This window comes from [Anoxybacillus] calidus (genome assembly GCF_013760845.1).
GTDB classification, from domain to species: domain Bacteria; phylum Bacillota; class Bacilli; order Bacillales; family Anoxybacillaceae; genus Paranoxybacillus; species Paranoxybacillus calidus.
Genome location: NZ_JACDUU010000001.1, coordinates 720,266 through 741,185 on the forward strand (window position 1 = coordinate 720,266; position 20,920 = coordinate 741,185).

General features: G+C 37.0%; 22 protein-coding genes and 2 pseudogenes. 21 read left to right on the top strand and 3 right to left on the bottom strand.

Annotated elements, in window-relative coordinates; genetic code table 11:
- Nucleotides 1–242 precede the first annotated feature (242 nt).
- Entirely contained in the window at nucleotides 243–1,607 is a 1,365-nt protein-coding gene (gene glnA / locus HNQ85_RS03875; protein WP_181536345.1) for a type I glutamate--ammonia ligase, read from the top strand.
- 58 nt (nucleotides 1,608–1,665) lie between these two features.
- Here the strand turns inward: glnA and HNQ85_RS03880 are convergent, their stop codons facing one another.
- Complete coding sequence (locus HNQ85_RS03880) at nucleotides 1,666–2,688, bottom strand: DUF2332 domain-containing protein (RefSeq protein ID WP_181536347.1); 1,023 nt, start codon at nucleotides 2,686–2,688, stop codon at nucleotides 1,666–1,668.
- Between the two features lie 393 nt (nucleotides 2,689–3,081).
- Here HNQ85_RS03880 and HNQ85_RS03885 point away from each other — a divergent pair, with 393 nt between their 5' ends.
- The 13 genes from HNQ85_RS03885 (at nucleotide 3,082) to HNQ85_RS03945 (ending at nucleotide 16,140) form a co-directional block, all read left to right on the top strand.
- On the top strand, nucleotides 3,082–3,885 hold the full coding sequence (locus HNQ85_RS03885; protein WP_181536350.1) for a GDSL-type esterase/lipase family protein: 804 nt from the start codon (nucleotides 3,082–3,084) through the stop codon (nucleotides 3,883–3,885).
- Nucleotides 3,878–4,795, top strand: a complete 918-nt coding sequence (locus HNQ85_RS03890) for an ABC transporter ATP-binding protein (protein WP_181536352.1) — start codon at nucleotides 3,878–3,880, stop codon at nucleotides 4,793–4,795. The genes HNQ85_RS03885 and HNQ85_RS03890 overlap by 8 nt, the downstream gene beginning before the upstream one ends.
- Entirely contained in the window at nucleotides 4,788–5,768 is a 981-nt protein-coding gene (locus HNQ85_RS03895; protein ID WP_181536354.1) for an ABC transporter permease, read from the top strand. The genes HNQ85_RS03890 and HNQ85_RS03895 overlap by 8 nt, the downstream gene beginning before the upstream one ends.
- A gap of 537 nt (nucleotides 5,769–6,305) precedes the next feature.
- Entirely contained in the window at nucleotides 6,306–7,259 is a 954-nt protein-coding gene (locus HNQ85_RS03900; RefSeq protein WP_181536356.1) for an MBL fold metallo-hydrolase, read from the top strand.
- Between the two features lie 148 nt (nucleotides 7,260–7,407).
- Nucleotides 7,408–9,138: an ABC transporter ATP-binding protein gene (locus HNQ85_RS03905; protein WP_181536358.1), complete on the top strand. Its 1,731-nt coding sequence runs from the start codon at nucleotides 7,408–7,410 to the stop codon at nucleotides 9,136–9,138.
- Nucleotides 9,132–10,919 carry an ABC transporter ATP-binding protein gene (locus HNQ85_RS03910; protein ID WP_181536360.1) on the top strand — a complete coding sequence of 596 codons (1,788 nt, stop codon included), beginning with the start codon at nucleotides 9,132–9,134 and terminating at the stop codon, nucleotides 10,917–10,919. The genes HNQ85_RS03905 and HNQ85_RS03910 overlap by 7 nt, the downstream gene beginning before the upstream one ends.
- Nucleotides 10,920–11,187: 268 nt before the next feature.
- Nucleotides 11,188–11,808: an NUDIX hydrolase gene (locus HNQ85_RS03915; protein ID WP_181536362.1), complete on the top strand. Its 621-nt coding sequence runs from the start codon at nucleotides 11,188–11,190 to the stop codon at nucleotides 11,806–11,808.
- Between the two features lie 110 nt (nucleotides 11,809–11,918).
- A complete protein-coding gene (locus HNQ85_RS03920; protein WP_181536365.1) occupies nucleotides 11,919–12,752 on the top strand; it encodes a pirin family protein in 834 nt (277 codons plus the stop codon).
- Nucleotides 12,745–13,119, top strand: a complete 375-nt coding sequence (locus HNQ85_RS03925; RefSeq protein ID WP_181536367.1) for a metallophosphoesterase family protein — start codon at nucleotides 12,745–12,747, stop codon at nucleotides 13,117–13,119. Before HNQ85_RS03920 ends, HNQ85_RS03925 begins: the two co-directional genes overlap by 8 nt.
- A gap of 784 nt (nucleotides 13,120–13,903) precedes the next feature.
- Nucleotides 13,904–14,161, top strand: coding sequence for a YiaA/YiaB family inner membrane protein (locus tag HNQ85_RS03930; RefSeq protein ID WP_181536369.1), 258 nt, complete (start codon nucleotides 13,904–13,906; stop codon nucleotides 14,159–14,161).
- 121 nt (nucleotides 14,162–14,282) lie between these two features.
- Nucleotides 14,283–15,146, top strand: a complete 864-nt coding sequence (locus tag HNQ85_RS03935) for an MBL fold metallo-hydrolase (protein ID WP_343046477.1) — start codon at nucleotides 14,283–14,285, stop codon at nucleotides 15,144–15,146.
- Nucleotides 15,147–15,277: 131 nt separating this feature from the next.
- On the top strand, nucleotides 15,278–15,607 hold the full coding sequence (locus HNQ85_RS03940; RefSeq protein ID WP_220129077.1) for a hypothetical protein: 330 nt from the start codon (nucleotides 15,278–15,280) through the stop codon (nucleotides 15,605–15,607).
- Between the two features lie 95 nt (nucleotides 15,608–15,702).
- A complete protein-coding gene (locus HNQ85_RS03945; protein ID WP_409994111.1) occupies nucleotides 15,703–16,140 on the top strand; it encodes a GNAT family N-acetyltransferase in 438 nt (145 codons plus the stop codon).
- 12 nt (nucleotides 16,141–16,152) lie between these two features.
- On the opposite strand, the pseudogene HNQ85_RS03950 reads toward HNQ85_RS03945, so the two are convergent.
- Nucleotides 16,153–16,387, bottom strand: a pseudogene (locus HNQ85_RS03950) (tyrosine-type recombinase/integrase); the annotation flags it as partial.
- Between the two features lie 77 nt (nucleotides 16,388–16,464).
- On the opposite strand from HNQ85_RS03950, the gene HNQ85_RS03955 reads away from it, so the two are divergent.
- The 3 genes from HNQ85_RS03955 (at nucleotide 16,465) to HNQ85_RS03965 (ending at nucleotide 17,616) form a co-directional block, all read left to right on the top strand.
- Nucleotides 16,465–16,653, top strand: coding sequence for a hypothetical protein (locus HNQ85_RS03955; protein WP_181536377.1), 189 nt, complete (start codon nucleotides 16,465–16,467; stop codon nucleotides 16,651–16,653).
- Nucleotides 16,654–16,691: 38 nt separating this feature from the next.
- A complete protein-coding gene (locus HNQ85_RS03960) occupies nucleotides 16,692–16,901 on the top strand; it encodes a hypothetical protein (protein WP_181536379.1) in 210 nt (69 codons plus the stop codon).
- 163 nt (nucleotides 16,902–17,064) lie between these two features.
- Nucleotides 17,065–17,616 (top strand): hypothetical protein, encoded by a 552-nt coding sequence (locus tag HNQ85_RS03965; protein WP_181536381.1) that lies wholly within the window; start codon nucleotides 17,065–17,067, stop codon nucleotides 17,614–17,616.
- Nucleotides 17,617–17,722: 106 nt separating this feature from the next.
- Here the strand turns inward: HNQ85_RS03965 and HNQ85_RS03970 are convergent, their stop codons facing one another.
- Entirely contained in the window at nucleotides 17,723–17,815 is a 93-nt protein-coding gene (locus HNQ85_RS03970; RefSeq protein WP_181536383.1) for a YjcZ family sporulation protein, read from the bottom strand.
- A 189-nt stretch (nucleotides 17,816–18,004) separates the two neighbouring features.
- Here HNQ85_RS03970 and HNQ85_RS03975 point away from each other — a divergent pair.
- The 4 genes and pseudogenes from HNQ85_RS03975 to HNQ85_RS03990 all read left to right on the top strand — a co-directional run bounded on the left by HNQ85_RS03975 (nucleotide 18,005) and on the right by HNQ85_RS03990 (nucleotide 20,758).
- Nucleotides 18,005–18,508: pseudogene (locus tag HNQ85_RS03975) on the top strand (DUF1572 family protein).
- Nucleotides 18,509–18,721: 213 nt separating this feature from the next.
- Nucleotides 18,722–18,883 carry a hypothetical protein gene (locus tag HNQ85_RS03980; protein WP_181536385.1) on the top strand — a complete coding sequence of 54 codons (162 nt, stop codon included), beginning with the start codon at nucleotides 18,722–18,724 and terminating at the stop codon, nucleotides 18,881–18,883.
- A gap of 531 nt (nucleotides 18,884–19,414) precedes the next feature.
- Complete coding sequence (locus HNQ85_RS03985) at nucleotides 19,415–19,921, top strand: GNAT family N-acetyltransferase (protein ID WP_181536387.1); 507 nt, start codon at nucleotides 19,415–19,417, stop codon at nucleotides 19,919–19,921.
- A 321-nt stretch (nucleotides 19,922–20,242) separates the two neighbouring features.
- Nucleotides 20,243–20,758, top strand: coding sequence for a YjdJ family protein (locus HNQ85_RS03990; protein WP_220129078.1), 516 nt, complete (start codon nucleotides 20,243–20,245; stop codon nucleotides 20,756–20,758).
- Nucleotides 20,759–20,920: the final 162 nt, after the last annotated feature.

Consider the following 20,920-nt stretch of genomic DNA (forward strand, 5'->3'; position numbering starts at 1 on the left):
TTGTATAAATATCCGTTTTTGTGTAAATAAAAAGAGCTCTCTGTGACAATGAATTCGAAATTCAGAAGAAATAGATTTAATCATTCGAGTTTACTAGGCCTCAAAACGAATGAAAACGCTTTCTGATGATAGATTATAAAAATACAAAAATATTTAAAGAAAATGTGTTGTCAAAAAAGAAATCTTTCAATATAATGAAACCATGTTAAGAAATCATACGTCCAAATGTGAGGTTATGTAACATGGTGAATACGACGCTTTCTCAAACAAATAACGATACATTGACACTTGAACAAATTAAAGAAACAATCAAACAAAAAAATGTTGAGCTTCTTCATTTACAATTTGTTGATATTGAAGGAATTTTAAAGCATGTGACAGTGACAGTTGAGCAACTAGAAGATGTAGTCGAAGGGAAAATTATGTTCGATGGTTCTTCGATTAAAGGATTTTCTCCGATTGACAAATCCGATCTTTATCTTCTTCCAGATTTAAATACATTTGCTGTATTACCTTGGACAGTGGAAGATGGATATGCTGAAGCTCGTTTCCTTTGCTCTGTTATAAATCCTGATGGAACGTTATTTGAAGGTGATCCTCGCAATGTATTAAAGAAAACGATGGAGCGCGCAGCAGAAAAAGGGTTTACAATCTCAGTAGGCCCAGAGTTGGAATTCTTCTTATTTAAAGCAGATGCGAACGGAAATCCGACAACAGAACTCCACGATAACGGTGGTTACTTTGAGCCGTCTCCAAAAGATTTCGGGGAGCGCGTGCGTCTTGAAATTTATCGTGCGTTAAAAGCAATGGGCTTTACGATTGAAGCTTCTCATCATGAAGTAGCAGAGGGACAACATGAAATCAACTTTAAATATGCTGATGCATTACGCTCTGCAGACAATGCAACAACGTACAAATGGGTAGTAAAAACGATTGCAAGCAAATTCGGCTTACACGCAACATTTATGCCGAAACCAGTATTTGGAATTAATGGTTCAGGCATGCACGTAAATATGTCTTTCTTTAAAGGAAACGAAAATGCGTTCTTTGATCCATCTGATGAAAACCAGCTTTCGAAAACAGCTTACCAATTTATTGCTGGTTTAATGAAACATGTAAAAAGCTTTGCAGCGATTACAAACCCATTAGTCAACTCTTACAAGCGGCTTGTGCCAGGTTATGAAGCTCCTTGCTATATCGCTTGGTCCGCTTCAAACCGTTCAGCATTAATTCGTATTCCAGCGAAAAAAGGTTTAGCTACTCGCGTAGAGCTTCGCTGTCCAGACCCATCTGCCAACCCATATTTAACATTTGCTGTTATCGCAGAAGCAGGTCTTGATGGAATTGAAAAAGAGTTACAGGCACCAGCACCAATTGACGAAGATATTTTCCATATGACTGAAGAACGTCGTGCAGAACTTGGCATCGAAAATCTTCCTGGCAGTTTAGGTGCAGCGATTCAAGAATTAGAGAACGGTACAATTGGTCGTAAAACTTTAGGTGATCACGTATTTGGTGAGTACGTAGCAATGAAAAAAGCAGAATGGGACAGCTACCGTACAGCTGTACATGCTTGGGAAATTGAAAATTATCAGGCTAAGTTTTAATAGAGAAAAGCGGGCAAATTGTGCCCGCTTTTTCTACGAAAATACCTTCACAAATACATTACAACATCCAGCGAAACCAACGTGCATGTCCGTCTGTTTCTGCAACGATTTCATTGTATTCTTGACCGTTAAGGAAATAATCAAGGTGTAGCTTTGTATCCCACATATTATTGTACAAATGAAATACATCTCTCGTTTGACCGAGCTGCTTTACTTGCTCTAATAATCTCAATTTAGCCTCTTTCGGTATTTGGTTAGCGACATGGGTATGGAAGATACAGATGGCCGTATCTTCTTGAACGTTTTTTGCGATTTCAGGAAGTAGTGATACTCCGTCTCCTTCAATCAAGTTGACACGGTGCTTTTTTAAGCAGCTTGCGGCTTTCTCAAAAAGTTCTAATCGATCCTTATGTTCTGGCCATATTAACGATTTGAGCCATATATAATTTTCAAGATTTGTTAAGTCATTGACATGGAGATCTATTCCAATTCTAGCTGCTACAGGGGGACTTTCTTGGAGTAAAAATGGCGTATTTTCTCCTTTTATTTCAGATTGAATGTGGACATTTGACTCTGGATTCCCATACGATTCATTCGAACCGTAGGAGTAACGGTACTGATCCCATAATAGCTGTAATCCCGCGCTTGTTCCTATTTCTATTAAAGATAACGGCTTTTTCACTTGGTGATAAATATAACAAAAACTAGGGTATAGGTAGGCGCAGCGGCGAACCTCGTTTGTTTGCACGAGCTTACTTTTCAAAATGGTAATGATATCATTTTGGTTTTGTAAGCAAAAATCACGGAAAGAAGGGAAGGAATCTTTATCATTTTTTGGATGTTCAACAATACTATGATAGTATTCTCGCAATTCGTGGTCTTTTCCTTTTAATAACAAGTATTGAACCGCACCAAAAAATAAGTTCGGAACGGGCTGACCGGGACGAGCATTTGCTGCAATTTCAAGAAGCTCTTCATCCTCAGCCATCTTCAGTGCCAAATGTTCATATAAATCACTAGAGCCTCTACATTCTCTTAAAGCAAAGCTTCTGAACAGGTTAGATATGATTTCTACTGTCATTTTCACCTCTCCTAAATGCTTTTTACAGACTATCGGCTACTTTTAGATTATGTGATAATAGATATAAAGGAGATTTCTTTATATAAATTTCGCAACAAATATTTAATTTTTAGAAAATTAATGCATATATACTTTGAATTGTGAAGCGAATACCAACGGTCCCGTTTTTTAATTTAAAATGCATTTATACATAAAACGAGTCACCTATACAACGACTCGTTTTTTATTTTTATATAGTTTTTAAGATCCCTTATTTTGATACGATACACATATAAGCAAGTTGGTACTTGGGATGAAAAACGCTTATTAAATGATTTAACAGTGCGGATTGATGTATGATGGAACTAAATGGAGACAGATCATGATTGATATACAAATAGAAAGGATGGTTCTGTGAAAGGGAATGTTGTGAAAATCATCACCGCTCTCTCAATCTTTTCAAGTGGATTATGGATTGCGGGGCTTGGACTTACGATAAAAGATCAATTTTTTTATGAAAGTGAAGCACCGATAAAAGAAATTTCGTTAAAGGATGTTGTTGCCAAACAAGAGGACGGAATTCATATCATTGCGCTTGGAGACTCATTAACTCGAGGTACAGGAGATGAAAGTGGCAAAGGCTATGTCGGTTATGTAGTAGATGAACTGCAAACAAAAACAAAACAAAGCATTCATGTGAAAAACTTAGCCATTAAAGGACAACGTTCCGCTGGTTTAGCTTCTCAGCTTCAACAAGTAGAAGTACAACGACAAATTAAGCAAGCGGACATTATTCTGATGACGATTGGTGGAAATGACTTGTTTCAAAGTGGAGAAGCATTAAGTAACTTCTCACTTGAACGAATCAATCAAGCAAAAGCGGATTATTTGCAAAACCTCCATACCATTTTCAAAACGATTCGCAGTTTAAATCCGAACGCGGTTGTGTTTTACATCAGCCTTTATAATCCGTTTAACGACCTTAAGGATGCCAAAACGACATCGGCTGTGGTGCGTGAATGGAATTTTGATTCAGCAGAAGTTGCCTCAAACTATCCAAGTATTATCGCTGTTCCAACCTTTGATTTGTTTGAACTGAATGTGAATGACTATTTGTATAGTGATAAATTCCATCCGAACAAAGAAGGCTACAAGCTTATCGGTGAACGTGTGGCATCACTAATTACGTTCACGGAGGAGGATGAGAAAAATGACTAATGGAAATGTGACTCTTGTTGTTAAAGACTTAAGAAAAAAGATAGGAAAAAAAGAAATCATTAAAGGTCTTTCCTTTGAATTGAAAAAAGGCGAAGTATTCGGCTTTTTAGGCCCGAATGGAGCGGGGAAAACGACAACTATTCGCATGCTTGTTGGGCTAATCAAACCAACTTCTGGACAAATCTCGCTTTGTGGCTATGATTTGCACCGAGAATTTTCTAAAGCGATTCGGCAAATTGGTTGTATCGTGGAAAATCCTGAATTATACCCATATTTGACTGGTTGGGAAAATCTCGAACATTTTGCGCGAATGGTACCTGATATTCCTGAAAATCGTATATCAGAGGTCGTAGAATTAGTCGGACTTCAAAACCGAATCCATGATCGCGTCAGCACTTATTCATTAGGGATGCGGCAACGTCTTGGCATTGCGCAGGCGCTATTGGGTAAACCGAAAATCCTTATTTTAGATGAACCAACTAACGGATTAGACCCTGTCGGTATTCGTGAAATGCGGGAATTTATTCGCTTTTTAGCGGAAAAAGAGGGATTGACCGTACTCGTTTCCTCTCATTTATTAAGCGAAATTCAACTTATGTGTGACCGTGTCGCGATTATGTCAAAAGGGAAAATTATTCGAATTGATACGGTGGAACATCTCCTTGCAGAACAGGAACGCGTTATATGGAAAGTGGAACCGATCGAAAAAGCAAAATCTCTTTTAGAGGAAGAAACGGTGATTATAGGAGAAGAAGACGGCACGTTGGTTACTTATTATGAAGCGGACAAACTCTCATCATGGAATGAAAGGTTAGTGAAAGCAGGAGTCAAAGTGAGTGAAATCCGCACAAAACTTCCAACGCTTGAAGATTTATTTATCGAGCTAACGGGGGGCGAGACGATTGATTAATTTAGTTTATAATGAAATGATTAAAATTGTTCGTAAAAGACGCCTGTTGATCATTGCAGCGATTATCGTGGTTCTCGTTGCTCTTTTTACATACGCTCAAATGAAACGTGTTCAATCATTGCAAGAACAATTAGGCACAACGGATTGGCGTTCGCAGCTCCAGCAGCAAATCATTGATACGCAAAATCGTTTGAATTCGAGCGGATTATCGGAAGAATGGCGAAAGTTTTTACAGATTCGCCTGCAACAACAACAATACTATCTCGATCATGACATTAATCCATCTGCACCAGGGGCACCCACGTTTATGCGAATGTTTGCTGAAAATTCGATTGACCTTTTCATCCCGCTCATGGTGATGGTCATTGCCGCAGATTTAGTTTCTTCGGAGGCAAGTGGCGGGACCATTAAATTATTATTAACTAGACCTGTAAAGAGATGGAAAATATTGTTGAGTAAATATATCGCAATGATTTTATCGGTTTCATTTATACTTCTGTCGCTAGGGGTGATCTCTTATTTTATTTCCGGGGTCGTATTTGGATTCGCTGGTTGGACAATGCCTTTATTAACTGGATTCTCTGTACAAGGAGAAGAATTAGATACAACGAACGTTCACATACTTTCACAATGGAAATACTTATTAATGGAATTTGGTCTTGTTTGGTTCGTATCTATCATTGTCGGAACATTGACGTTTATGCTTTCGGTTCTAATGAAGAGCACAGCCGCTGTTATGGGGATTATGCTAGCAGCACTCATTTCAGGAACGATTTTGTCCAATATGGTATCATCTTGGGAATCAGCCAAATACCTTTTTATGGTTAACTTACGACTTACCGATTACGTGAGTGGTATGGCGCCACCGATTGATGGAATGACACTTGGATTTTCTATGACCGTTCTTGCTGTTTGGGGATTGGTTGCTCTTATGATTTCATTTCTCGTCTTTACGAAACGCGATGTGTACTAATGAGAGGAAGAAACGAATTCTTCCTCTATTTTTTTGGGAAAAACTTGTGAAACTGAAAGTGATAACCGCTAACTAGAAATTCTTTATCATTTAACATTTTTTTCGAGAAGTCTCTCCCTCTAAACGAGGAGGTTCATCTAAAAATAAATAGTTATTGGAATATGAATTCTAACATATTCTATTCATGTTATAATACCACAAAAATTACAAAAAACCCGATTGGAAGTCAGTATGTATAAACTTTAGAGTTCAAGTTTTACTAATATTCATATGTTAAACATCCCTTTTACCTAGAGCAAAGAATTCTTGTAATCCCCTAAATGTCTAAGGTTTTGTTTTTTCGATTCAGAACAGTTAGTTAAACAAGGAAATTGAATGGATTTGTAGAATGTTTTAACCATAATAAACCACTCTTATCATAAAGGTGCTGAGTTTTACAGGGGGGTTATTATACTCTCCGGCAACATTCTTCATAAAACTTTCATCTGATAGAATATTTGTTAAGTTATGTCCAAAATAATATATAGGAGGAAAAATATGAAAAATCCAACTGATTTAGGACATGGGGTTTCATTGATTGATGTTTATGATTTAGGAGTAGCGCAAAGAACAGGTACATACGTGCTTCATGAAGAAGAGTTAACGATTATTGAAACGAGCGCAAGTCCGTCCATTCCGTATTTACTAAAAGGGTTAGAAATGTTAGGGATTGAGGCAAAAAACATTAAAAACATTATTGTCACCCACATTCATCTTGACCATGCGGGCGGGGTCGGTCTTTTACTTGAGAAGTGTCCGAATGCCAATGTCTTCGTGCATCCAAAAGGGAAACGGCATTTAGCTGATCCTTCAAGATTAATCCAAGGTGCGAAAGCTGTTTACCGTGAGAAATTTGATGAATTATTCAATCCGATCTTGCCTGTTCCAGAAGAACGTTTATTTGCCATGGAAGATGGCGATACATTACAGATTGGCGAAAATCGCACGTTGACATTCCTTCATACTCCTGGACACGCCAACCATCATTTCTCTATTTATGATTCGCGTAGTAATGGCGTTTTCACGGGAGATACCGTTGGAGTATTTTATCCGCAATTGCTTGAGTACGGATTAGAATTTTATTTACCTTCGACTTCCCCGAATCAATTTAATCCAACAGCGATGTTAGATTCCGCTGAGCGCCTTGAGAATTTCAATCTTGAGCGAGTGTATTTCGGCCATTTCGGCATGTCAGAAAATCCAAGCGCTGTCTTTGAACAATTAAGGTACTGGCTGCCAAAGTTTGTGGAAGTTGGTGAAAGAATAACGAAAGAAAATCTTAACGCCTCTTTTGAAGAGAAAACAGATGCTATATCCAGAGGTCTTTTTGAAATGGTTCGCGCCTTTTTAGACGAACAACATATACCTCGCGAAGCGGATGTTTATGAAATTATTCGCTTAGATTTAAACGTTTGTGCGATGGGAATTGTCGATTATTTACAAAAAAGATAATATAGCAAACAAGCCATACAGAAGCGGGAACGTGTATTTTTAAAGATTTCCCGCTTCTTGATTTTTAGAATCAGAAGCAAAAATTTGTAAAAAGCAACCAGAAAAAGTTAGAATAAAATGAACAGTAACTTTTGTTTGGAGGTTTTGCATGTTCGGTGTGCTATCGTATTTAAAACCATATGCGAAATGGATGATACTAGCATGGGGGCTTATGCTCGTTGAATTAGCGGTTGAGCTATGGCATCCATGGCTGATGGCAAAAATCATTGATGATGGAATACTGAAAAACGATTTTTCTGTCGTCTGGAAGTGGGGGGGCATCATGTTGGGCACTTCCTTTATTGCTTTTGTGGCTGGAATTGCCAATTCTTTTACGGCTGCTCACGTCGGTCAAAATTTCGGATTTGCTTTGAGAAATCGTTTATTCGAAAAAGTTCAATCGTTTTCTTTTTCTAATTTAAATCAATTCCCGACTTCTTCTTTAATTACACGAATGACAAACGATGTCACACAAATACAAAACACTGTATTTATGAGTTTGCGTATTATGCTGCGGGCCCCGCTGTTAGTGTTGTTCGGTACAGTGATGGCGCTCTTTGTTCACTTCAAGCTCGCGCTTATTTTAGTTTTCACGATTCCTATTTTATTATTGTTTCTTATATGGATGATGAATAAAGGAATGTCATTATTTAAAATGGTGCAGCAAAAACTCGACCAAGTCAATGAAGTAATGCGGGAGAATTTAGCGGGAATGAAACTTATTAAAGCAATGATGAGAGGGGAACATGAACAGCGACGTTTTATAAAAGCGAATGAAGATTTAATGAAGCGTACCATTCAATCAGTACAAATCATGGAACTTTCAATGCCTGTTTTGTTATTTGTTATGAACATAGGGATTATCATCATTCTTTGGTTTGGTAATATGAACATCCAAATAGGTAGCGCAAAAGCAGGAGAGGTGGTAGCGATTGTCAACTATGCTACACGTATTACCTCAGCTTTATCGATTTTTACGTTTATTCTCATTGTTTTTTCCCGGGCAAAAGCATCGGCACAGCGTATTTCAGAAGTACTGACGGTAAACATCGATTTGTCAGATCGTGAAGAAATCCATCATGAAACAACGATTAAAGAAGGCAAAGTCGTATTTGAAGATGTTTACTTCCAATATCCCAATACTCATGCCCCGGTTTTAAAAAATATTTCGTTTATTGCCCACCCGGGCGAGACAATTGCCATTTTAGGAGCAACTGGGTCTGGAAAGTCTTCTTTGCTGCAATTAATTCCGCAGCTGTATGATGTGAATAAAGGCCGGGTTTTGATTGATGACATCGATGTTCGCGACATGAATCAAGAAATGTTGCGAAAAGAAATTGGTTTTGCTCCGCAAGAAGTTTTATTGTTTTCCGGAACGGTGAAAGAAAATATCGCATTTGGAAAAGAAGATGCTTCGATGGAAGAAATTATGGAAGCAGCGAAACATGCGCAAATTCATGAAACGATTATGAAATTACCAAACGCATATGATACGATGGTTGGACAAAAAGGTGTCAATCTTTCCGGCGGCCAAAAGCAGCGGCTTTCCATTGCAAGAGCGCTTATACGGAAACCAAAAATTTTACTGCTAGATGACAGTACAAGTGCACTCGATTTAAAAACAGAAGCGGGATTATTCAAAGCTTTGAAATCATATACATGTACAACGTTCATTGTAACTCAAAAGGTAAGCACGGCAATGGAAGCGGATACGATTTTACTTCTCGATGAAGGAACTTTATTAGCAAAAGGGAATCACGAATGTTTATTGGAAAGATGTGCTCTTTATCAAAAAATTGTGCAATCACAGCTTGGCAACGAGGAGAAATACATATGTTGAAGCCGCAGTATCGTTTGAAAGAAACATCAGAACAAAAAGCAAACAATGGGTTTAGGACATTAAAGAGAGTATCAACGCTTCTTTCAAAGCAAAAAGGAATGTTAGCCCTTGTACTTCTAATGGTTGTTTTCAGCTCTTTTTTAAGTCTGTTTGGCCCGTACTTCATCGGAAAAATCATTGATGAACACATCGTCACAAAAAAGCAAGACGGGCTTATTCAGTCGATAATGATATTAGGTGGAGTATATCTTTTTCTCTCTCTGTCTCTTTTTCTGCAAAACTATTGGATGGCTGCGATTGCTCAAAAGACGGTTTACTCATTGCGAAAACAGCTTTTTGAAAAGTTTCATAAACTCCCAATCCGCTTTTTCGAAGAGCGGCAACATGGGGAGCTAATGAGTCGAATCACGAACGATATTGAAAATGTGAGTCAAACATTAAATAGTTCGATGATTCAATTTTTCTCAAGCACTCTTACGCTTGTTGGTGCGGTTTTTGTCATGCTTTCGCTTAGTCCGCTTCTGACGGTTTTGACGTTAACGATCGTTCCAATGATGTACTTTGGTATGAAGTGGATTACGAACCGTACAAGTATGTTATTTAAAGAACAGCAACGCAATTTAGGAGAGCTCAACGGATTCATTGAAGAATCCATTTCCGGTCAAAAAATCATCAAAATGTTTTCAAGAGAAAAAAAGGTGATTTCTGAATTTCAACGAAAAAATGAAACACTTAAACAATCCGGTTTTTGGGCGCAGACGTATTCTGGTTTTATTCCAAAGCTGATGAATGTATTAAACAATGTCAGCTTCGCAATCATTGCCGGGATAGGGGGAGTATTTACGTTAAAAGGACTCATTTCGATTGGGGTCATCGTTATTTTTGCGGAATATTCACGACAGTTTACTCGGCCTCTTAACGACCTTGCCAACCAATTTAATATGCTGCTGTCGGCGATTGCTGGGGCGGAACGAGTTTTTGAAATCATTGATATGGAAGAGGAAGAAGACAACAAAGAGGCCGTTCATTTACCAAACATCAAAGGAGAAGTAGAATTTCACCACGTCTCGTTTTCATATGAAAAAAGACAGGAGACGATTCGAGATATTCATTTTCGTGTTTCTCCTGGTGAAACGGTAGCATTAGTCGGTCCGACAGGAGCAGGAAAAACAACCATTATTAACCTTCTTTCCCGTTTTTATGACCCGGATAGCGGACAGGTGTTCATTGATGACTACGATATAAAACGTATTAAAAGAGCAAGCCTTAGACAGCATATGGCATTCGTTTTACAAGATACATTCCTTTTTCAAGGAACGATTCGAGAAAATATTCGTTACGGCAGACTAGATGCCAGTGACAAAGACGTGGAAGAAGCTGCAAAATTAGCGAATGCCCATTCGTTTATTATGAAGCTTCCCAACGGGTACGATACCATTTTAAACCAAGAAGGAAGTGGAATCAGCCAAGGACAAAAACAGCTTTTGGCGATTGCAAGAGCGATTTTAGCCAACCCGTCCATCTTAATCTTAGACGAAGCGACAAGCAGTATTGATACAGTAACGGAGCTAAAAATACAAGAAGCGTTACAGCGGCTCATGAAAGGAAGAACAAGTTTTGTCATCGCACATCGCTTAAATACGATTCGAAACGCTGACCAAATCCTTGTGCTTAATGAAGGACGCATTATTGAAAAAGGTACTCATCATTCATTGTTAAAAGCAAAAGGGTTTTATTATGAACTATATCATGCTGGTACGGGGCAATATAACATGTCATAGGGACAATAGATGTTTTTCTGAAAAAATTTGAACAGGGAGTTCGCTATTGCTATCCATTTTCAAACGTGATGAGATTATATTGAACTACTTCCACTTTTACTTCGTTTAGAAGTGGGAGTCTTCTCGCTTATTTATAAAACGTTGGCATGCGATGATGTGATGATCATCGTTTTATTTGGCAATGAAGGAGCCCATTCCTAATTACAATCAAAATGATGCGGAAGCATATATTAAGTAGGAAGATGAAGCAAGAAATGAGGAGAAAATGATGGAATATAAGACAATTATTCGCAAATTAAGCAATCGAATACCGATTTTGTTAGGACATGAACAGTTCAGCCAATTCGCGGTACTTTTACCGTTAATCGAAAAAGACGATGAGCTTCACGTCTTATTTGAAGTTAGAGCGCTCCATTTAAAAAGACAGCCTGGAGAAATTTGCTTTCCCGGTGGAAAAATCGATCCAAATGACAAAAACGCACAAGAAGCAGCCATTCGGGAGACAGTCGAAGAATTAGGGATTGAAAAAGCGAACATTACTAACATTTTTCCTTTAGATTACATTGTGTCTCCTTTTGGCACGATTATTTATCCGTTTGTTGCTACGATTAGTCATCCTCATAAGATGAAACCAAATAAAGAGGAAGTCGCTGAAATATTTACTGTTCCGCTATCCTTCTTTCAACAAACGGCGCCGGAAGTTTATCATGTCCACTTCAAAGTAGAACCTGAATCGAATTTTCCGTTTGATAAGATTCCGAACGGAGAAAATTATAATTGGCGTCCTCGAAAAATGGATGAGCACTTTTATTATTATGAAAATAAAGTCATTTGGGGGTTAACGGCAAGGATTATTTACCATTTTATTGAATTGATTAACAAAGATTGAACAAAGCCATTTGCAAGTATATAGTGATAAATTCAATATGTTACGAAAACAAGATAAGGTGTAATTAGAAACGGAACTAAACATCATGCACGGAACAGGAGGAGACCTTTATGAAAAAACAACGAGGTATTCGACGGATTAAGACGGTGCAGCACCAAACAAACAGCCCGATTCATCGAAATGGTTTTGTTTTAGAGCCAGGAAATTGGCAAGAATACGATCCATTTTTAATGCTTGCGGAAGATTTTTTCCAAAGAGGAACGTTCGATCTTCATCCGCATCGTGGCATTGAAACAGTGACATATGTGATTGATGGGATACTTGAACATTTTGATAATAAAGCAGGTTATGGAAAGCTTGAGCCGGGAGACGTGCAATGGATGACAGCTGGGAGAGGTGTCATTCATAAAGAAGATCCGGCACCTGATTCTACTGTACATAGCCTGCAGTTATGGATTAATTTACCGAGCTCGAAAAAAATGACTGAGCCTCGTTATCAAAACTTAAAAGGGAAAGACATGCCTATTCGTCAAGAAGAAGGAGCCATCATTCGCGTATTTTCCGGCTCCTCAAAAGGTGTACATGCCTCGACCCTTAATCATGTGCCCGTTACGATGGTAGAAATTTTATTAGAGCCTAACGCAAGCGTAGTGCAAGACTTGCCAGGAAGTTATAACGGCTTTCTTTATATTTTAGAAGGCGGCGGAACGTTTGGTATCGATGAAACAGAAGGACATAAAGGACAAGTGTTATTTTTAAGTTCAGTGGATGGAGATTCCGAGAGCGAAATCAAAATCACTGCTAAAGAAAAACTTCGCGTTCTCCTGTATGCAGGTGAGCCAATAAATGAACCTGTTGTCGCATACGGACCGTTTGTCATGAATACAAAAGAAGAAATTCGTCAGGCTATTATTGATTATCAAACGGGGAAGTTTGATGAATGAACATTTGGAACTGAACGAATCAATTGATTCATTCACAAGACGATACAGCCAATGGATTGCTTCACAGCTGGACAAAAAATTCATTCTCCCTTTATCAAACATACCGAAAAAATTATATGCCGAATACAATTGGAAAAAGTTATTATTTGTGCATTATCATTTGAATGAAAAAAATCAGTTTGTACCTATTGATCAACAACTAACAATAGAGAAACTTGATGAGTTATATAAAACTTTTGACGTAGATGTCGTTTGTTTCGGGCATCATCATATATTACATCATTTCAAATCTAAGGAGAGGCTTTATATTAATCCGGGCGCTTTAGGTTGTTATCACAAGCCACTCGCTCCCCATACTCGATTCTAAACATCGGCGCAGAAGGAATTAGTGTCACTTTCAAAGAAGTGGCGTATGACAATCGGGAATTTTTGCTTGCCTATGACAAACTGAAGGTCCCAGCCCGTGATTTTATTCTTCATGTTTTTTATGGCAATCAACATTTGCAATTAAAAAAATAAGGACATAGATTTAGTCAAGAAAAAATGAGGATCAATCATAAGGCAGAATGGTGCCTTAGATTGATCCTCATTTACATAAAGTGAAACTTAGCTATTCGAATAATCATGACGTCTCCTACGTTAAAAATATTTAAATAAATAGATTTTTATGAAAATTAAGTCTTGTTATGTTAAAATAGGAAATAAAAGGATTTTATCTGAAAAGTAAGGGCGCATATTTAGAAGCTCATATTAGTTGTAATTGGAACAGCTTTTGCTTGTTCTTAGGCTGTTTTATGGATATTCCAATGTCGCGCGGCCAGAGAAAATCTTGATAGCGAAAATAAAGCGGCGTTTACAGTAGAGCCGTTTTCTAAAGGGAAACAAAGAATGACTTGCGGGGAGGTGAAAAATATCTTTGGGGATGGGAATGTAAAGACAGGTACTTCTAACTATTCTGTCATGTATATCTGAACGGGGAAAAAACCTAAATCTTCTTAACGGTAAAGTGAGATGTACGTATCAATAAGGATTAGAATGAAATAATGCTATTGGGTAAGCTCGCTTTAAGAAAAGAAGGTGATTGTCAACAAAATACATAATGTGGAATAAAGTATGGTAAAAAAGACTGTATAAGGAGTGGGGATTTCATTATGAATTATCGCCGCCGTAACACCCAAGCGTTTACGTTTCTGGCTTGGACTTCTTTTGTGCTGTCATGTGGATTTATGTTCATCGGTTTGTACAATATGGATGCGTCTCTAGTGGAAAAAGGATATTATGCCGTGTGCGCCTGCTTTTTAATCATGTCTTCGTTTGTTCTGCAAAAAACGATTAGAGATAATGCCGAAGACGATGCTTACGAGAAAGAGCATATGCCTAAAAAATTTGAAAAAGAGGATACGAAATAGGGATAAAGATCTTTAATTTCAAAGATATACAATTAGTGGGCGGTTTGTTGTATTGTTAAGATTTGTATATCTTTTATGTAATATATAACATTTACCAACATTTTTAGATATGATGTATGGAGTGATAAAGTTGAAAATTGAATTTCTTGGAACAGGAGGAGCGATGACCATCCCTCGTCCTCTTTGTCGCTGTCGAGTATGTGAAGAAGCAAGAATCAAAGGTGTGCCATATAGCCGCTCCGGTCCTAGTTTGTTTGTGCACGGACCAAATCTTTTATTAGATACCCCTGAAGATATATATTATCAAATTAATCGTTCGAATATTACCGAGATCAATGCAGTGTTTTACTCGCATTGGCATCCAGACCATGTGATGGGGAGAAGAATTTTGGAGTCGCTCAATGCAGATTGGGTGAATGACCCTCCAAAAAATAAACAAACCGATGTCTATTTACCTGAACAAGTAGCAATTGATTTTAACCACCGTCTCGGAAGCGGAGAACACCTCCAATTCTTTTCGCAACAAGGGTACATACGGCTTCATGAACTAAAAGATGGTGATCGAGTTTGGATAAATGATACAGAAATATGGCCATTCCGTTTGGCAGAAGATTATGTTTATGCATTTTTATTAAAAACAAACGATAAAAAAGTCTTAATTGCTCTTGATGAACTGAATAACTGGAAACCTGCTCAACAATTGCAAGGTGTTGATCTTGCTATTTTACCTATCGGAATTTTTGAATATCATCCACTCACAGGTGAAAGATTAATCACTTCAAGGCATCCTGTACTAAAAGAAGAAGCCACTTTTATTGAAACATTAGAAGTGATAAAAGAACTTAATCCTAAGAAAACGATATTAACACATATCGAAGAAATGAATGGGCTAAGTTTTGATGAACTAAAAAAGGTAGAAAAACTATTAAACGAAGAAGGTCTAAATATTGAGATAGCATATGATACGCTTGTGGTAGATGTATAGGAAAGACCTTGATGGAGGATTTAAAAAGACTGCAGCGGCTCGAAGCAGAGAAGTAGTTTATGACCATTTGTTTGGATTCTAGTGAGGAATGTTCATAGGCAGCGGAAACCATTGTGATTAGAGGTGAGGGAATGTATTTAGAAGCGGAAGTATACGAAATGCTGAATTGGGGATTTGCGATCGTGATCGGGATTGAACACGTGGTTCTAATCGTTCTCTGGTTTCATTACAAATTCAGCAGAAAAGCCTTCAGTTGGTTCATCGGACACGTGATTTTCTTTGCTTTGGCGGGATACAAACTTTTAGAAGCTATAAATACCTTTGAACATCAACATCCAATGGGATCGGAAAACGCATCATCGAGTATAGGAATTTCCGGTGTTTTATGGTTCATTAGTGTAGCCTGTTTATTCATTGGTCTTTCATGCCTTCTTTCCTATCAAGTTACAAACAGACAGTAGGTTGACAATGAGGAGAGAGCATTCAGGATCTTTCAGCTTTATGAAAGGATTTTATATAGCAATATAACGACACATACATATTAGGAGAGATGCATATGGCAGCCACTTTAATTAAAGAGCTTCAAACGAATCAAGAAATTTTAGAGGCATTTCCCGTGATGAAGCATTTAAGAACACATCTTGATGAACACTTCTATCTTTCATTAGTTCATGAAGCCCGGGAAAAAGAGGGATACAGATTATTTGCCCTTTATGATCATAACAAAATCGTTGCCGTTGTCGGCTTTATGCCAATGATCACGTTGTACAATGGGCGGTTTATTTGGGTTTGCGACTTAGTGACAGAACCAAGTGAACGTTCAAAAGGATATGGTGAAAAACTCTTATCGTATGTCCATCAGTGGTCTAAAGAAAATGGTTATAAGATTGTATCCTTATCATCTGGATTACAACGTGTTGACGCACATCGTTTTTATGAAGAAAAAATGCAATACGATAAAGTGAGCTATGTATTTCTAAAAAGACTATCGTAAGTAGGGATACTTTTACTTTATAAAAATATTACTCATTGATGGTAGTTCGCTTCTCATTAGTTCGCTGAACTTTTGAGAAGCTTTTTTCTAAATCTTTCATCATGTGAGCATAGATGTTCATCGTTGTTGTATGCCCAAGACGTTGCTGAATTTCTTTGATACCAATTCCTGCTTCAATGAGCAAACTTGTATATGTGTGACGAAGAGAATGAGGTGTCACATGTTTATCAATTTTTGCGATTTTTATTCATCACTTTTGCGCGATTGGGCTTCGAAAGGCTATCAAACGGCTATCAAACGGTTGGGTAAGTTCGTGCAGCACAAATGATATTTAAAGAGCGACAAGCGAAAAAACGGAATGGATCTAGTAGCGTTGCAAAGCAGCTTAAGTCGGTCCGTACGGAAATGATTCGGGATTGGTTGGGAGACATGAATTACGGTCATGTTCCAGCGTCTTCGTCAAATGATGACGATGTAGAGGAGTGCGGACGCGAACTTGAAGAGCGGCTATGAAAATACAGTAATACGCCTCGCGAGTAGGTGTGTTTGATATGGGATATTCGTTTTGGATTCGTCTCGATTCCAAGAATGATGTTGGTCGTGTCATGGGATTTACAGGAAGTATTCTCTATGAGGAATATTTTTTAGACATTCTTGAACAGTACGAGATTACGGAACTCAATCTCGTAACCGTTGAGATTAATGGAAAGACTTATCCGTCATCAAAGCTTGATAGTATTTTTGCAAAACTAGAAAACTGATAGGAGAGGGGAAGAGGCTTTGTCCTTGCTGTTGAAGCACGTATTCATTCAGCGATTGTGTCGGAAAGGGATTTTTCTTGCTGCAAATGGGAGAAAATTATGTAAACGAAATTTTAAAAGCACGTCAATCTGTTTCAAATAAATAGCTTAAAAGAGGTAGAAAATGAATTCACACCTAAAATTTTATCTTTTGAAGGGTATTCTCTTCTTTATTTTAGTAGCTTCTATGATATTTGATTGGTGGAGTTATTTACTCATCCTTTTTTCGATCTTTTTGATTATGTACTCTGCTTTACTTACTCATGAAATCGGACATATGATTGCAGGTTTTTTTCTAAAGTATAAATTTCAATATTTAATAATAGGTCCTTTAATCATAATAAATAAGGAAAAAATAACTATACATTTCAATAGTAACAAATCTATTTGGGGACAATGTGCAATGTCCCCTACTTTCAAAGATTATGAAACCAGCAGAAAAGAGTATATGTTTTATCTAGCTGCCGGTAGTGGTTCTAATGCTGTAATTTTTCTGTTGGCTGTGATAATGTATTTCATTACTGGGCATTTACTGTGGATAGTATTAGCTATAAGTCATCTATTTATGGGGGGTGTAGCCTTTATTCCGGTTAAGGCGGAAGGAGTATTTTATACCGATGGTCTTTCTTTCTTAAATATACTATCGTGTTCCCTTAGTTTAAGTAAAGAAAATTAATTGAATACAAAAAAGGATGGATGTATATGATCCATCCTATTAAAACATTTATATCATCAATACTAATCACATGATGTTTTCAATCAAACGGATTCTAGATTAGTAACTACCAAAAGAAACAACTACATCCAACAATAATTAAAAGGATAAACAGTACAACAATTAAAGCAAAGCTTGATCTAAAGAAGCCATCTGACATTTTGCACACCTCCGTTTTAAAAGGATAGTACATCCTATGTAAAACATAGACAGCCTGTATAGGACAAATAGTATAGGTGATGAAAAAATGATAAATCAGTTTAGCATTTTTTTGACACGGGTGGTGACATGGTGTGAATCAGGAGCAGAAGAAGCTGAAGAACACATTTAGTTCTGTTTCATACACCTCATACAGGAATCGAATAATATTGCAATCATAATTAAACATTTAAGTGGCAATATGCATTCCAGATGGGTTGATTTTTTGACGACTGATGGAGAAAAGCCTTATCGAGATAGAGATAGTGAATTTATTGATGATTTCCAAACAAAAGAACAACTCATGCAAAAGTGAGAAGATGGATGGAAATTACTTTTTGATACCATTGAAAATTTGAAAGAAAATGATTTACATAAAACTGTAACTCTAAGACAGCAGCCTATAAGTGTTCTTCAAGCTATTCAAATTGAAGTAGCCCATATCAGTTATCACTTAGGCCAGATCATATATATTGGAAAACAAATAAAAGATAAGGAATGGACGATTTTAAGCATCCCTAAAAATGGTTCAAAAGAGTTTAATAAGATGGTTGCAGAAAAAAATTCAAAAAATATTATTTCAACTAATGAAAGAGTACCTTTGCTAGAACAATGGACTGCTTTTCCTTCTTCAGGTAACAGGTGCTTTAGTTGAATAAGACATACACAACATATACCCGGGAACGTCTGTCTAGATGACAGGCGTTTTTCTATGCAAAAAAGCCCCCTTGGGATATGCCCCAAGGGATAGTTGTTTTGGAAGAAACGAGACTAACCAAAAGATAACACAATATTTTCCAAATGTAAAGGAGTGTTGCAACGTGGGAGAGATGCGTGAGTCGAACAAAGAAGTTCGGGAACTTTGACAGTGGATGTTGATGTATCCGATGCACTTAAAGCATTAGGGAAAGAAGCGAATAAAGCGTTAAAGGTTCTGGAAGAATTGCAACAGAAAAAAGATGAAGTGCTTAATGAAACGATGCATGATCAAAGAAGAGAAGATTTCGAAAGGATACGAAATGAAATCTAGAAACGAAGTAAAGCATTGAAGGAAAGATTCGAATGTCTATAAGTCAGCAAACAAGAGCTTGGTGCTGCTCTTGTTTGAGTTGTGTTACTGCTTCCTTCTGGTTTATTCCATACTTCATAAACGAACAAGGTACCCCCAGCAAAAAAGTTGTATAGTTATTTTAAATAAACTATGTTCTAAATAATTAATTAAAACAGATATGTATATAGAAACAGGGAGAGATGTAAAAAGTATGGAAAGCAGATAAAGGAATTTTGCAAGTGACTTAGAACAAGTTAGATAGATGATTGAATTTACTCCAAACACTGTCTTATTCGACTCGGAAAAAAGTGTATCATAAAATTTTTATGTTAACTAAAATGTAACACAACAGAATCTTTTCACTCCTAAATGGTAGCTAATCTGCGGAAATAACAAGTAAGATTCAAAAAGATATAGAAGCATGTTCAACAATAAAGGTAATTACTACTAAATTATCCGTTATTTGATAAAATGTTGTTGATATGAATGAAAGAGAGGAGGAATGACTAGATGCTCACGAGTCGATTAGAGGAAAGGGAACAGGTACAGCTTTGTTTCTACCGCTTTGAACACGATGCTGTTCTGCAAGCTTTTTATCTTCCAAAAGAGCAAGAGAAGTTTACTACACTCCCGACCGAAGTCATTGATTTGTCCATACAAGATGAAAGGTGTTATCCTGTTGTTATTCTATCAAGAGATACACCAGTCGGTTTTTTTGTATTGCATGATAGCAAAGACATTCAAGCCATCACAAATAACCCAAATGCGATGTTATTCGGGTCATTTTCAATCAATTATATTCATCAAGGAAAGGGGTACGCAAAAAAAGCGCTTCATCTTCTTCCTGAATTTATCATGAAACATTTCCCGAATATCAATGAGATTGTTCTAGCAGTCAATGAAAAGAACGTTGCTGCGAGACAATTATATAAAAAATCAGGATTTGAAGATAAAGGGCTCAGGAGACTTGGTAAAATAGGCATGCAACTTATTTTACATTACTCACTTTCTAGATGAATCAAAACCGTATTTATTAAGGAAGCCAAACCAACGATGAAAGATGGTTGTTAAAATATTTTTTAAAACCTATTTTTCCATCGATTCTTTACGTCAGTTAGTTGAAATGCTCGCTCGATTTCGTTACTTCCGCTGTATTTGTGGACTCAATGAGGTTTTACATCCTACGCGCCAGTACATGGTTTCAAGAACAAGGATTTTCCTCATTTATGCTTAACTTCAAGGTTTAGACGTATGGAGAAAAGCGATTTGATTTGAAAAGCTGTTTCTCTCATCTCAAAGTATGTTTTTTCAAATTTTAATAGTATTCCTATATTCAATTTGACAGATTTTAACTTTATAGAGGGAGGGATTGTTATTTTCTCGTTTATCATTCAATTTGGACTAACCATTATTTTACTTTTATTTTCTACTGCAGTTGCTTGGTATGAAGGTAGTGCGATATTAGATCATCCTTGGGAATGGAAGTATTCAACATCATTTTCTCATATGCTGCATGGTGAAGTACATAGTAATAGCGATATTTCACAACTTGACTACTTTGTATACGCAGCTAAATTCCAGCCCACTTTTCCTGTTATCATGGTAATAAGCAGTTTATACTTATTGGTGCTTATTGGATACTATTTCCTAAACCAACACTATAAACGATTTGCTTATTTTCTATCTATTTTAGCGGGAGTATTATTTTTACTTAGTTATTTTTTTATTCATTCTCCCATAACAGGGGGACAAGTATTTTTCTATATTTGGATAGTGAGTGGTATTTTATGTACTGTAACTGCTGTAATCATTTATTTTCAAGGATTCAATCGTAATACAAAGAAAGAAGTGTAGGATTTACTAAGGAAATTCGATAAGATCATGATAGAAAAGTTAATTTATAGTCGTTCATCGTGATGAAAACAAGTGATGCATGGAATGTTTTCGATTTAAAATGTAAAGAGATAGGTTTCTAGTCAATGCTGGATTTTTCCTTTAGATAAATAAAGTCCCAAA